Consider the following 12,909-nt stretch of genomic DNA (forward strand, 5'->3'; position numbering starts at 1 on the left):
TCATTAACGAACCGTCACGTCGTCAACCTGACGCAGGAGCCAACCCTCGGGCGGGTGTACGCTGCGGCGGGTAGAAAGGCCCTCCGCGCACCCCGCGGGGCGACGAATCGAGTGGGGCGCCTACCTGAGACGGCACATCGCGTGGCACACGTGGACGTCGATCGTGACCAACTCACGCGGTATCAACGGCTGATGGGAGACACGGTCCGGGACGAATTGCCGTCGGTGTTCGTGCACGGACTGGCCTTTCCGGTCGCGATGAGCGTGATGGTCCGCGCCGATTTTCCCTTGCCGCTCCTCGGCATGGTCCACTTGCGCAATCACGTGGAACATCGGCGCGTGATCGATCCGGCGGAATCGCTGTCCATCACTGCGTGGGCCGAAGGCCTCGACGCCCACTACGCGGGGCTGACCGTTGACGTCGTGGCCGAGGTGAGCGCCGGTGACGAGGTCGTGTGGCGGGGAGTGTCGACCTACCTGGCCAAGGGACATCAGCTTGACGGGGTGGTTCGGCCCGATCGCCCGGAGCGCCCCGACTGGCAGCCGCCAGCGAAGACGGGTCTGTGGCGCCTCGGGACGGATACCGGGCGCCAATACGCTCGCGTCCTCGGTGACTGGAACCCAATTCACCTCACCGCGGCCTCGGCCAAAATGCTGGGACTCAAGCGGCACATCGTGCACGGTATGTATGCGGCCGGCCGGGCGCTCACCGTGGCGGTGCCGCGAGTCGTCTCGGATGGAGGCGGGTATGACTGGGACATTGACTTCGTGGCGCCCGTCTTCCTGCCGGGGACCGTGCAGTTCTCGGCAGCCACCGCCTCACCAGAAGCGAGCACGGGCGACACTGTCGAGTTCGCGGGCTGGAAGCGTGGCGCTGACCGCCCACACTTTGTCGGCTCCGTCACCCCGCGCTGAGGCGTGGCGCGAGCGCTCACCTGTGCCGGTCACGGCGAGGCTCAGGTGAGCGGGCGGCGTCGGACGAGTTACGCGGTGCACGGCTCCAGTTTTGGCACCCGATAGAGCCGCGCGAGTTCGCGCGCCGAGGCCGCCCAGTCGAACCGATGGGCGTGCAGCGCGGCCTGCTTGCCCCAGAGCTGAAGACGGGACCGATCCCGGGCCACCTCGACAAGCCAGCGTGCCCACTGCACGGCCGATTGCCCGGTCAGCAGCTGGCCGGTGGCGCCGTCGTCGACCACGTGTTTGAGGCCACCGACCCGATTCGCGAGCACGGGCGTCCCGCAGGCCTGGGCTTCCGCGGCGACCAGACCGAAGGACTCGCTGAAGGAGGGCACGGCCACCAGATCGGCTCCGCGAAACCAAGCCGCAAGTTCCGTCGCAGGAACAGGGGGGATCAGTTCGGCCCGCACGGGCCCGGTGGGGCCCGGAAGCAAGCGGTCCATCCGCAGTGTGTGAGCACCGGATGGGTGTCCGATCAAGGCCACTTCAAAGCGCTCCTGCGGCGCCATCCGCGCGGCCACAGAGAGGGCCTCCAGGAGTAATTGCGGCCCCTTGAGCGGCTGCAGACGCCCGGCGAAAACGATCCGTAGTGGGGGCTGCGGTGCGGAGTGCCGGCCCGCATGCACCTTCCATCTCTCGTGGCTTGGTAGCCAGCGGGAGGGGCCGTGGGGGGTGAACACGGTGCGGTCAACTCCCGGGGGCACCACCGCTACCCGCCCGGAGGGCGCGTGGTACAGCTCGTGGAGCTCAGCACATTCCGTGGAGGTATTCGCGGTGAGAACGTCAGCTTCGGCAGCGAGTCGATCCTCGGCGCGGACCCGGACGGCCGGCTCACGCGCGCTGGGATCATCGCGCATCTTCACGCGAGCCAACGTATGCATGGTGTGAATCAGCGGGGCGCCTAAATCGCGCCGCACCTCGAGGCCCGCGAGGCCGGAAATCCAGTAGTGGCTATGGATCGCGTCTGGGGTGGGACGTCCACGGTAAAAATCGCGGATCTGTTGCGATATTTCCGGAACGAAGCGGTACAGGTCATCCTTCGTTGCTGAGTCCGGTCCAGCGGGCAGGTGGTGCACGATGACGTGCGGCTGGGCTACTCCGGGTGTCGCCGTCACGCTGCGGGCCGGTTGTGACGCCGGGACGCGGGTAAAGACGTCGACGGCCATCCCGAGCTCGCGCAACTGCCGGCATAGGTGAGCGACGTAGACGTTCATTCCACCCGCGTCGCCGGCGCCGGGCTGCTCCAGCGGAGAGGTGTGCAGGCTGAGGACAGCAACGCGGTGTATCCCGTGCGGGCTCCGCGTCGCCGCAGACTCAGTGAGCGGCATCATCTCAGTTCTTCTCCCATGACTTGGGCAGGCAGAGCAGGTTTCCGGCTCCACGCCCCACAATATTTTCTCACGCCCAGCGAGCCTCGCATGAGAAACAAGCCCTACGCCTTGTCCTCACATCGACAAGGCGCAGGGCTTGTTGCGTGCTATTGGGTGAATTCGTCGATGCGCTGACCGATGCCCAGCAACTCCGCGATGGCCGCCACCGTCCGCTCGGCAGCTCGTCCGTCGCCGTAGGGATTGACGGCGTTGGCCATCGCCGCGTAGTGCTCTGCGTGATGCAGGAGTTCTTCTACCTCGGTGTAGATGCGCTCTTCATCGGTGCCGATGAGGCGAACAGTTCCGGCGGTCACGGCCTCGGGGCGTTCCGTGTTCTCACGCATGACCAAAACCGGCTTGCCGAGGCTCGGGGCTTCCTCCTGAACGCCGCCGGAATCGGTCAGGACAACATGTGCGACCGACAGCATGCGCGTGAACTCGCCGTAGGCCAACGGCTCGGTGACGACGACGTTCTCGAGGCCCTCCAGCGCGGGGAGGACGGCCTCACGCACCACCGGGTTCTTGTGGGCCGGCAACACGATGGTCAGGTCTGGCTCCGCGCGCGCGATGCGCGCCAACGCGCGGCCGACGCCCTCCATGGCGCCGCCCTGGTTCTCGCGGCGGTGAGTCGTCACGAGAAGAACCTTCCGCCCCGAGGTGGCCAGCTCCTCCAGTGCCGGATCGGAGAATGGGACCTGCTTGTCCACGGTCGTCAGCAGTGCATCAATCACCGTATTGCCCGTGACCACGATGTCCTCCGCAGGAGTGTTCTCCGTCAGGAGGTTGCTCTTGCTTACCGAGGTCGGCGCGAGATGAAGGCTGGTGATCTGCGAGGTCATCTTGCGGTTCGCCTCTTCCGGGAAGGGAGAGAAGAGGTTGAAGCTGCGAAGACCTGCTTCCGCATGTACCACGGGGATGCCGTGGTAGAACGCTGCGATGGCCCCGGCGGTCGACGTCGTCGTATCTCCTTGGACGATGACGGCCGCTGGTTTGTTCTGGCGGAACAAGGCGTCCAAGCCGTCGATGGTGCGCGTCATGACCGAATTGAGTGTCTGGTTCGGTTGCATGATGTTGAGGTCTTCATCCGGCGTGATGCCGAACAACTCATTGACCTGGTCCAGCATCTCGCGGTGCTGTCCCGTCACCACCACGGTGGAGTCAAACAGTTCGGAGGCCTCGAGCGCCTTGACGATGGGAGCCATCTTGATGGCCTCGGGGCGAGTGCCGTAAATCGGCATAATGACTGGTCGCACTTCTGCGTCCCCCTTATGGGTGAATCGGGGATTTAACGTCGTGAATCGACGACAACTCTACCAATGGGCGCGGCAGCTATGCTCCGGCGATCGCTGCTGCTCCGGTGTTAGGATCTTGAACGCGATGCGTGCGCGGACGCCTCGCGCGCGCCAGCCGCCGGCTAACGGACGTCGTCAGCTGGCGTCGTTACGCATCATCCACCGCAACACAGGAACTAGTGAGGAAGCCTCCATGGCTGATATCAAGACCGTCGCGGTCATCGGATTGGGCTACATCGGCCTGCCGACCGCCGCGATCCTGGCCACCAACGGCGTGAACGTCGTCGGCGTCGATGTCAATCCCCGAACGGTCGACGCTGTCAACCGCGGTGAGGTGCCGTTCGTCGAGCCGGATCTGGGCGGTCACGTCTCCCAGGCCGTGACGGCCGGGACCCTGAAGGCTTCCGCGGAAACGCCCGCCGCTGACGCGTACATTGTCGCCGTGCCGACGCCCTTTAATGAGGACAAGACGGCGGACCTGTCCTACATCGAGGCAGCCGGCGAGAAGATCGCCCCGCAGCTCACCGGGGATGAGCTCATCATTCTCGAGTCGACGTCCCCTCCCGGCGCCACGCAGCACTTGGCCGACCACATCTTGGCCGCGCGCCCAGACCTGACGCTCGATAACCTGCGCGTCGCGCACTGCCCGGAGCGGGTGCTTCCGGGACGGGTCATGGTCGAGCTCGTGACCAATGACCGCATTGTGGGCGGCATCACGCCAGAGGCCGCCGAAGCGGCGCGGGATCTTTATGAAAAGTTCTGTGAGGGCGAAATCCTGCTCACGGACGCGAAGACGGCGGAGATGGCTAAGCTCGTGGAGAATTCGTTCCGCGACGTCAACATTGCGTTCGCCAACGAGTTGTCGGTGATCTGCGACAAGCTCGGTATCAACGTGTGGGAGCTCATCGAACTGGCGAACCACCACCCGCGCGTGAACATTCTGCAGCCGGGCCCCGGCGTGGGCGGTCACTGCATCGCGGTGGACCCGTGGTTTATCGTCTCGTCGGCGCCGGAAGAGTCAAAGCTGATTCATCAGGCGCGCCTGACGAACGACAACAAGCCGAGTTGGGTCATCGAGCAGGTTGAGAAGGCCGTGGCGACCGTCGACGGCACCGCCAAAGTGGCCGTCCTCGGTCTTGCCTTCAAGGCCAACATCGATGATCTGCGCGAGTCTCCCTCGATCGGCATCGCACAGCGCTTGGGCGCTGAGTTCGGTGAGGCCCAGTTCCTCATCGCCGAGCCGCACATCGAGGAGATGCCGAAGCAGCTCTCCGGCCTCGCGAACGCCCAGCTGGTCGCCACCGATGCGGCGATCGCGGAGGCAGATATTGTGTTGCTGCTCGTCGACCACACGCAGTTCAAGTCCATCGATCGCGGAGCCCTTGAGGGCAAGACCGTGATTGATACTCGCGGCATGTGGCGCTAAACGCGCACTGCTCGTTGCTCCCTTGATGAGGGGCCGGTCCGGCACTAGCCGGGCCGGCCCCTCGTTTTTGATGTTCGGGGTCTCGCGGTGACGAGCGCAATCTTGTCAGGAAGGGAGCGCTTCCAAGACGGCCGTTGAGAGCGGGGGCCATGCGTCGATGGCCCATTGACCAAAGTCCCGATCCGCTAGGGCAATGCATGCCACCTGGGCGGCAGGGTCGACCCAGAGGAACGTCCCGGACTGGCCGAAGTGACCGAACGTGTCCGGCGAATTCCGGGGCGAGGTCCAGTGCGGTTCCTTGTCGACCTTAATCTCAAAGCCCAGGCCCCACGCGTTGTTGTGTTGGCGGCCGTATCCGGGGAGTACGCCGGGGAGGTTCGCGAAGTGGACGCTCGTGGCCTCGGCGAGGCTCGAAGCGGCGGCCAGACGGGGGGATAGGAGTTCAGCGGCAAACTTTTCCAGGTCATCGACGGTGGAGATGGCTCCAGCGGCCGGTGATCCCTCCAACGTGGTTGACGACATGCCGAGGGGCTGTAATACAGCCTGGTCTAGGTAGTCGCTAAAGGTGATGCCGGTGGCGGACTCGAGGGTTTCGCCCAACACTTCGAACCCGGCGTTGGAGTAGATACGCCGCGTCCGCGGGGCGGCCTTGACGTCCCGGCTCGCGAAGTCGTAACCCGCCGTATGGGCCAGTAGATCGTGCACGGTCGCGCCGTCTGGGCCTGCCGGCTGCTCCAACTCGAGGGCACCTTCTTCGAGCGCTAGTAGGGCGGCGTAAGCGCACAGCGGCTTGGTAACGGACGCCAGGCGATACCGGCGTGTCGTCGCCCCTGCGGATCCGAGCCGTACGCCGTCGTGCCCCACTACTGCGGCGGCGGCGTGCTCAACGGGCCAGTGGGCGATGCCTTCGAGGGCGGCGGAGACGGACTGGTCGCTCATAGGGTTCCTTCCGTGCTACGGGCGAATGAATGGTCAGCGGGAAGCACGATGGTCAGTTGGTGCGGTTTCCGCGCGGTACCCGGGGTCAGTTCAGCCTCCCAAGTCTCTTGCGCGGCCGCAAGGAGTTCGCCGGGTGTGCTGGGTGCGGCGCCCCTTCGGCTGAGCAGACGACGAATCAACTCTCCGCGGGTGTGCTTGGCGAAGTGTGAGACGACCTTGCGTTGGCCCTTGCGGATTTGCACGACGCCGACCGTGACAGCGTTGGCGGCGGGTGGAGCCCAGGCGGCGGCGTAGGTGCTCGAACGGCAGTCGATGACGAGTTCGTCGCCAGCATGTGCGTCCAGCAGCGGCTTCAGTCGAGGCTTCCACCACGTGGCGAGCCGTCCCACCGGGTCAGCGGCAGGGGTAGGAAGTTTTACCGACATCGAGAGGCGGTAGGCAGGGATCGAATCGGCAAACCCGACCGCCCCCCAGAGCGCGCTGATGATCACGATCGATTCATCCGCACGACGCTGAGCGCCGGGGGAGAGCGAGTCATAGCCGAGGGCCTCGTAGAGCACGCCCGTATATATCGTGTGCGCGGGCGCCGCGGGCTCATTTTCCAGCCGACGGTTGCGTTCCAGTTCGTGAGCGAGCGATTCGCCGACGCCGAGGACGCTGTGTGCATCTGCGGCGCTCGAGGCTTCGGCCAGCGCACGCATCATGGTGCCGCGCGCGTCGGCGAGCTCCGGAAAGGAGAGCTCGGTCGCGTGGAAAGGGTTTGGCGTTGTCGCGGATTGCTTGCCTTCGGAAGGTGGAAGAAGAATGAGCACGCCCAGTATCGTATCGGGGCGTGCGTGCCGATGCGGCCGCGGCGCCCAGTAGTCCTCAGGGACGTCGGCGCAGAGTTACACTGGAGGCTTGGACGGGATAACTGGACGATCGCGCGCCGTGCATACGGCTCGAGGAACGTCCGGGCTCCAGAGGACAGGGTGGTGGGTAACGCCCACTCGGGGAAACCCGCAGGCTAGTGCCACAGAAAAGAGACCGCTCGCCGCGTGCGGTGAGTCAGGGTGAAACGGTGGTGTAAGAGACCACCAGCGGCCTAGGCGACTGGGTCGGCTCGGTAAACCCCACCCGGAGCAAGGCCAGACAGGCTGTGTATGAGGCGGTCCGCTCAGCAGCCGGGTAGGCCGCTCGAGCGCACCGGCAACGGTGCGCCTAGATGGATGATCGTCACCTGCCAGTTCGGGTAACCGCGGCAGGCACAGAACCCGGCGTACAGGTTATCCCGTCCAAATAATCTTGCGAGATGCCCGCCGTTCCCTTGATTTCAGGGGGATCGGCGGGCTTTTTGCTGTTAGGCGAGTGCTGCCGTTTGTGGTCGAGTATGGGGGTCTGTGGCGGTTCGACCGCCACAAAACCGCCATGCTCTGGGGTGCACTCCCGCGGAGCAAGCGCCGCGAACCGGGCTTTCGGATAGGGTCACAACCATGGAGGGAAACATGAAGAAACTACTCGCACCAGCGGCCGCATTGATCCTGCTGACGGGATGCGCATCACCCACCAGTGAAGACGCAACCATGGACGCGTGTGACACATTTGCTTACTACCTCGAGGACGCCGAGAGCCCCGAGCAGATGGACCGGGCGACGACCGTGGAGCAGATCGGGGTAGAGCTCGAGGGCAAGCCGGCCCCGGATGCGCGGATCACGGACGCGGTGGATGTGATGGAGCGGACCGTGGATGGTTCCGAGAGTGCGTGGGTGATGGGCGCGGACATGATGGCGGCCGCGTGCATGGACCTCGGCTGGGAGAGCTAACCGCGCCTCGGCCAGTCACACCGGTCGGGTTCCCACAGCACGTCTTGTGAGTCGTACCCGCTGCGGAGCGTCGCGCATTCGGGAAGCATGCCGGGGACTCGCTCGAGCAGGTCACGGTCCACCCAAGAGCTGTGGTTGTCGTAGGGGTCAGCTTTCGTGCCGGGGAAGTCCACGAGGACGTCCGGGCCTTTCCATCGGGCGGCGCGCCCGTACCGGATGCCGTCAGGTGTTAGTGCGCGGACGAATGGCTGGGCCTCGGGTGGCCAGGACCGGATACCGGCGTCGTCAGGTTCGAACATGGGTTCGATTCTAGGGTGCCATGTGGATGCCCGCATAGCTTGCGGCATGCAATCTGTGCAGGTCTACTTGAGGTTAGAAAGGAGGCGAACATGACCATCCGCTACCTGAGCCTCAACGGGCTCGCCCAACGCATCGGGGTATCGCCGCACACCGCGAAGAAGTACGCTGACGAGGGACGACTCCCAGAGCCGGACGCACTCATCGGCGACGGTGACCGCCCTACCAAAGGGTGGCTGCCCGAAACCGTGGACACATGGCAGGGCGCACGCCCCGGGCGCGGACGCAAGCGAACGTGAGGACACGGCATAGGAATGAACGAGAAGCAGAAGAGCATCTTCGCCGGCCTGCCAGTGCTTGTGCTTCTCGCGGCCTATGCCGTGTTCTTCGCAGATCCAGGCGCCGCCCTGACCATCGCACTATGGTGGGTCTTAACAGCCGCCGTCGCTGCGACCGTCGCCGCGTACGTGCTCGCAGGCCGCAACTGGTGACCTACCCGGAAGCGGCTAAGCTGGCCCACCGGGCGTGCTGCGGCGAACCGCATCAATTATCTGGCGGATCCTTGACGGCGTGACGCCGTAGTAGGCGCCGAGGTGGCGCACCGGGACGCCAGCTAAGGCCAGCACGGCGATTCGTTCGTCCCTGCTGACCTGATCGGGCACATGGACGGCTCGGAGTTCGGCGCCGAGTTCGCGCCAGCAATCCTCGGAGCACACCGGCTCTTTCGGCACGCAGTCTTCGTCAAGGATCGTCGCCGAGCACATCACGCACCGAACCTGCACGGTCTGCCGGAGCGCCCTGGCGCGTTCAAATGGGGCCGCCGGCCGCTGATTGAGGATCCCAAAATCCATGACCCGAGCATACCTAGGGCTGGCTGGGAAGCCGATGGGTGGCCCCGGGCGCCGCGGCGCATGAGCGCTTAACGAAGAAATGCGCCCCACCTCGTGTTGAGGTGGGGCGTTCTCTTGTCTGTGTTCATGCGCGGTCCTAAGGGATTGCCATATGGTTAAAGCTCCGCATGAACGTTTCTTAGGAGTTGGGGATTTTGGGGAATGCCGATGATTCGGTTCTCGATGACTGGTTCAAGGCAAACAGGATCGATCTATCGGACGTCCCGTCTTTCCTGCCGAACCCAGAGATGGGGAAGCTAGACCGCGTTGAAGTCTTCGTTGACGAGACGGGCGACCGAAACTTCAAGAAGAACCGCCAGTCGGACTGGTTCGCCATGACTGCCGTTATGGTTCCGGCTGAACACATGAACCATGTAAAGACCATCATTCGGGGTCTACGTGACTACCTGGGGAACGGTGGCAAGCCGGTTGGACATATTCATTGGGTCCAGCATTGCAAGCGTAAGAAGTATGACCGACGCGTCGTCGTTCGCGACCTAGCGACGGGATTCAGGCGTGTACGCGTCATCCACGTGATCATCCACAAGCCCTCCATCGCTGCGTCCGCCCATATGCGCAATGACACACGCGGCGTTTACTACACCGCGACGAAGTACCTGCTGGAACGAATCGGTAGGGCCGCTCTTCATTGGGATGGAGGCGCCCGTAGCGCGCGAGTCACTTTCGCGACGATCAAGGGAGTTGACCCCGAGGAGACGAAAGCCTATCTGAACCACTGTGCCAACGAGTCGCGGCTCTTGGCGTCAGATGACATCCAGCACGATAGGAACGCGCAATACTTCGATCACCTCAAGTGGCCGGCAGCGTGGCGACCGATGGGCACATATGAAGGACTGGAACTCGCTGACATCTACTCAGGCTTCCTCAGCGCCGCCCTCAGGGATGGGGACTCTACCTTCATGTGCCGGTATTCGGATCGTGTCGCATGCGATGAAAAGGGGCGTCGATCCGGCTTTGGTGTCAAGGTCTTTCCTGAGCAGGGCTGGCAAGCCGTACACCATACGGATTGGTGGCACGAGTTCTCTTCAATGCGCTAAGGCCCCTAGGAGAGGCATGTGGGGCGTTGCTCGTCGTTGAAGACGAGTGACACGTTTCCGCGTCCGGCAACCCATCTATGCCCCTTCTACGGGCCTTAGTGGTTCAATTATCACACCAGTACAGTCGATACGCAAGTATTAAACCTAACTATCACTACTCAAATGTAACTGCATAACGCACAAGAGCGCCCCCACCATTTTCGTTCCTTGACGAAAATGGTGGGGGCGCTTCTACGTGGGCCAGACCCCCGGGGTGACCGGTACTCCGTGGGTCCGGCGGTGCCGCAGTCGTGACCCAGCCACCGCGCTGGGGAATTAGTGTCGGTCGCTCGACGCGTACTCATCATCGGTCGGCGGCAGCACGTTAGTCTCCTTGCCGGCGGCGAGGAACGGCAGGTAGCGGCGCAGGAAGGTCTCGACGCCGGGGAGTGCGAGGACGCGGGTTATCGCACCGGCTACGGCGAGGACGCCCGCGGCGGCGCCGGTAGCGACCTCCGGGGACTGCATCGTGATGGCCGTGAAGATGGCTGGCGCGAGGGCTGCGAGTGCGACGACGGCGGCGAAGATGGTGCGTACTACTGCACGCCACGGGTGCTGCTGCTGGGTTGTCTCCATGATCAGGACTCCTTTTCAAGTTCAAGCTTCTCGATCCGCGTAAGGATCTGACGCTGCAGAGTGAGAATCTGCTCTAGCGCGCCAATGAAATTGGTCTGTCCGGCCCGGCCAGCAGTCGATACGAAATCGACCTGCTGGGACTGGATCGAATTCTGTAGTGAGTCGATGCCCTGCTTGAGCTCGGTGTACTGGGACACGGTCAGGTCCTCCTCTGGGTCTAGGTTTCCTACGGGTCGTAGCCCGTCGATGACAGACTGCGTCTGCGCGCGGAGTTGGTTGGGTGTGTATCCGTTGATATCGATCTTGCGAGGGCCGGCGTACTCGGAGTGCCCGCAGACCATGCCGGCGTCCGTGGAGCCGATGGCATCCAACAGTGCGGCGCAGAGGATCGGGTACGCCTCGCGCTGGGCGTCGGTCCAGTCCGCATTGTCGGCGGCTTCTGCCTCGATGCCGAGGAATCTTGAGTTGCCGGAGTATCCGCGCCAGGCCCCCTTGCCGGCGTGGTTGGCGCGGCCTGCTGCGACGATGACGCATACGCCGCGTCGGTCCAAGTAGACGTTGCAGAGCGGTCCGGGGAGGCTTGGCCGGCCCTCGGTGACGATGCGCAGTGAGGGGCGCTTGTCGGTGCCGCGTGGGCCTGCCGTCCAGTGCCCGACGACGCCCACGGGGTCGAAGGACGTACTGCCGCGGGTAGACCAGCCGGGAACGTATTCGACCGTGAGTCCCCACGATTTCAGGACGCGAAAGAGAGTGGTGACGCGTGGCATCAGTCGCCCTCCTCGTCCCCGCTGCCCACGGTCAGCGGTTCATCGTCGGTTGCGTAATCGGACATATGCCCGTCCCGCAATCGGTCCCAGTCGAGATCATCAGGTTCTGTGCTCATGGTTGCTGCCCTTGTCCTTGGTTCGGGTTGGTGGCGAGGCGGCAGGGGCCGTCGCTCGTCTGCTCGGTCCCGTCTGTGTAGGTGACTGCCCAGTAGGACTCGTTGCCGGTGCCGACGCATTGGACGGACTCGATGCCGATTCCGGCAGGGCCGGGTGCCCCGTCGGCGCCATCAGTGCCGGGTGCGCCCGGCGGGCCGGATGGTCCCGCGGGTCCCGGGGCACCGGTTGGCCCGGCAGGGCCTTGTGGGCCTGTCGCCCCGTCGGCCCCGTCTTCACCATCCGCTCCCGCGGGGCCAGGACTCCCATCGGCACCGGCCGGGCCAGTGGCACCGTCTTCACCGTCGGCGCCGTCTTGCCCGTCCTCACCGGGAGGGCCACGCACGCCATTGATCCCGGCCTCACCCTGCGGGCCAGGTATCCCTTGCGGGCCTTGCGGCCCGGGCGGACCCGCCACCGGTTCGGTCGGATTCTGCTGCACCTCGCTGGCCCGCTTACACAGGTCGCGGTCATCCACGAGCAGGCTGCTGCCATCCGCGCACGCGACCTGCACCTGCTGGGCGAGACTCTGCGCGTTCGACTCGGCCACGGTCGCCCGCTTCTGCGCGAGCAACCCGAGGGCAAAGGAAGCCCCCAGCAACAGGACGATTGCGGCGACGAGGGCCACACCGAGGGTGTTTCGCTTATGCCGAAGCTTGTCTTCGCGAGTCACTCGCCCACCCCCTCAAAAGGATCAGCGTGTGATCCCGGATATTTGAGAGCCAAATACGCTTCCCGGTACTTGTCGCGCTCGGCTTCGACTTCCGCGAGCTTGGCTTTGAGCCGGTCCTTGTCGCTGCCTAGACGCACGATGACCCCTTCTTTCTCGTCGCGTAGGTCGCGCGAGGCTTTGAGCCACCAGAAGCCGAGAGCCGCAATGGCACCAAGCCCGAGGCCCGCGAAGCCAAGTTGTCCGAGCAGCGTGGATATAGCGGTCTCTGCTGCTTGCTCCACACGCTGACTCCTAGATGCTGGTGGCTGGTGTGCCGTAGAGGCGTTCTGCGACGGCGGTCCACCGGTCCGCGACGACGTATTCGATGTCGGAGTCGGTGACGGCGGTGGAGTCAATGGCGCTAGTGGCTTCGTCCCAGACGATGGCTGTTTGGATGGAGGGGTTCAGGACCATTTCCGTGACGAAGTTGGTGATCGTCTGGGACGGGTTGTCGCGCACGGCGTTGGCAAGCTGCTCTGCGGCGCTGCCTTCGGTAGGGCTGTTGGTCGTGATGTAGGCCAGTTGAGCGCCGGCGACTCGCTGCTGCAGCAGGGTGTCGTCGAGTGCTGCCCGGATTTTTAAGAGCTTGGTGTCCACTGGGTCCTCCTTGTGGCGGGTATGGCGAAGGGGC

17 protein-coding genes and 1 other RNA gene are annotated in these 12,909 nt (G+C 64.4%); 7 read left to right on the forward strand and 11 right to left on the reverse strand.

The annotated features are described in order from the left end of the window. Positions 1-150 precede the first annotated feature (150 nt). Complete coding sequence (locus tag IW252_RS12950; protein WP_331271542.1) at positions 151-915, forward strand: MaoC family dehydratase; 765 nt, start codon at positions 151-153, stop codon at positions 913-915. A 68-nt stretch (positions 916-983) separates the two neighbouring features. On the opposite strand, the gene IW252_RS12955 is transcribed toward IW252_RS12950, so the two are convergent. Then, positions 984-2,288, reverse strand: coding sequence for a glycosyltransferase (locus IW252_RS12955; RefSeq protein ID WP_196836934.1), 1,305 nt, complete (start codon positions 2,286-2,288; stop codon positions 984-986). Between the two features lie 146 nt (positions 2,289-2,434). Continuing rightward, positions 2,435-3,565, reverse strand: a complete 1,131-nt coding sequence (gene wecB / locus IW252_RS12960) for a non-hydrolyzing UDP-N-acetylglucosamine 2-epimerase (RefSeq protein ID WP_196837280.1) — start codon at positions 3,563-3,565, stop codon at positions 2,435-2,437. A gap of 247 nt (positions 3,566-3,812) precedes the next feature. Here wecB and wecC point away from each other — a divergent pair, with 247 nt between their 5' ends. After that, positions 3,813-5,045, forward strand: a complete 1,233-nt coding sequence (gene wecC, locus IW252_RS12965) for a UDP-N-acetyl-D-mannosamine dehydrogenase (protein ID WP_196836935.1) — start codon at positions 3,813-3,815, stop codon at positions 5,043-5,045. A gap of 105 nt (positions 5,046-5,150) precedes the next feature. Here wecC and IW252_RS12970 read toward each other — a convergent pair whose 3' ends face one another. Together IW252_RS12970 and IW252_RS12975 are read right to left on the reverse strand one after the other, a co-directional pair. Next, positions 5,151-5,984, reverse strand: a complete 834-nt coding sequence (locus tag IW252_RS12970) for a serine hydrolase domain-containing protein (protein ID WP_196836936.1) — start codon at positions 5,982-5,984, stop codon at positions 5,151-5,153. After that, positions 5,981-6,796 carry a YaaA family protein gene (locus IW252_RS12975; protein WP_196836937.1) on the reverse strand — a complete coding sequence of 272 codons (816 nt, stop codon included), beginning with the start codon at positions 6,794-6,796 and terminating at the stop codon, positions 5,981-5,983. The genes IW252_RS12970 and IW252_RS12975 overlap by 4 nt, the downstream gene beginning before the upstream one ends. A gap of 93 nt (positions 6,797-6,889) precedes the next feature. Between IW252_RS12975 and rnpB the strand changes: the two genes are divergently transcribed. Then, positions 6,890-7,261: RNase P RNA component class A (rnpB, locus tag IW252_RS12980), an RNA gene on the forward strand. A gap of 207 nt (positions 7,262-7,468) precedes the next feature. After that, a complete protein-coding gene (locus IW252_RS12985; protein ID WP_196836938.1) occupies positions 7,469-7,786 on the forward strand; it encodes a hypothetical protein in 318 nt (105 codons plus the stop codon). Here the strand turns inward: IW252_RS12985 and IW252_RS12990 are convergent. After that, positions 7,783-8,085, reverse strand: coding sequence for a hypothetical protein (locus IW252_RS12990; RefSeq protein WP_196836939.1), 303 nt, complete (start codon positions 8,083-8,085; stop codon positions 7,783-7,785). The genes IW252_RS12985 and IW252_RS12990 overlap by 4 nt on opposite strands. Positions 8,086-8,175: 90 nt before the next feature. Between IW252_RS12990 and IW252_RS12995 the strand changes: the two genes are divergently transcribed. Together IW252_RS12995 and IW252_RS13000 are read left to right on the forward strand one after the other, a co-directional pair. Next, positions 8,176-8,382, forward strand: a complete 207-nt coding sequence (locus IW252_RS12995) for a helix-turn-helix transcriptional regulator (protein ID WP_196836940.1) — start codon at positions 8,176-8,178, stop codon at positions 8,380-8,382. A gap of 15 nt (positions 8,383-8,397) precedes the next feature. Beyond that, positions 8,398-8,574 carry a hypothetical protein gene (locus IW252_RS13000; RefSeq protein WP_196836941.1) on the forward strand — a complete coding sequence of 59 codons (177 nt, stop codon included), beginning with the start codon at positions 8,398-8,400 and terminating at the stop codon, positions 8,572-8,574. A gap of 15 nt (positions 8,575-8,589) precedes the next feature. On the opposite strand, the gene IW252_RS13005 is transcribed toward IW252_RS13000, so the two are convergent. Beyond that, on the reverse strand, positions 8,590-8,934 hold the full coding sequence (locus IW252_RS13005) for a hypothetical protein (protein WP_196836942.1): 345 nt from the start codon (positions 8,932-8,934) through the stop codon (positions 8,590-8,592). Positions 8,935-9,128: 194 nt separating this feature from the next. Between IW252_RS13005 and IW252_RS13010 the strand changes: the two genes are divergently transcribed. Continuing rightward, positions 9,129-10,031, forward strand: coding sequence for a DUF3800 domain-containing protein (locus tag IW252_RS13010; RefSeq protein ID WP_196836943.1), 903 nt, complete (start codon positions 9,129-9,131; stop codon positions 10,029-10,031). 315 nt (positions 10,032-10,346) lie between these two features. Here the strand turns inward: IW252_RS13010 and IW252_RS13015 are convergent, their stop codons facing one another. From IW252_RS13015 to IW252_RS13035, 5 genes are all read right to left on the reverse strand, one after another. Further along, on the reverse strand, positions 10,347-10,646 hold the full coding sequence (locus IW252_RS13015) for a hypothetical protein (protein ID WP_196836944.1): 300 nt from the start codon (positions 10,644-10,646) through the stop codon (positions 10,347-10,349). Between the two features lie 2 nt (positions 10,647-10,648). Continuing rightward, entirely contained in the window at positions 10,649-11,413 is a 765-nt protein-coding gene (locus IW252_RS13020; RefSeq protein ID WP_196836945.1) for a peptidoglycan recognition protein family protein, read from the reverse strand. 112 nt (positions 11,414-11,525) lie between these two features. After that, positions 11,526-12,239 carry a collagen-like protein gene (locus IW252_RS13025; RefSeq protein ID WP_196836946.1) on the reverse strand — a complete coding sequence of 238 codons (714 nt, stop codon included), beginning with the start codon at positions 12,237-12,239 and terminating at the stop codon, positions 11,526-11,528. Continuing rightward, on the reverse strand, positions 12,236-12,520 hold the full coding sequence (locus IW252_RS13030; RefSeq protein ID WP_196836947.1) for a hypothetical protein: 285 nt from the start codon (positions 12,518-12,520) through the stop codon (positions 12,236-12,238). Before IW252_RS13030 ends, IW252_RS13025 begins: the two co-directional genes overlap by 4 nt. Before the next feature lie 10 nt (positions 12,521-12,530). After that, positions 12,531-12,875 (reverse strand): hypothetical protein, encoded by a 345-nt coding sequence (locus IW252_RS13035; protein WP_196836948.1) that lies wholly within the window; start codon positions 12,873-12,875, stop codon positions 12,531-12,533. Positions 12,876-12,909: the final 34 nt, after the last annotated feature.

The sequence above is a fragment of the Zhihengliuella flava genome (assembly GCF_015751895.1).
Classification (GTDB): domain Bacteria; phylum Actinomycetota; class Actinomycetes; order Actinomycetales; family Micrococcaceae; genus Zhihengliuella; species Zhihengliuella flava.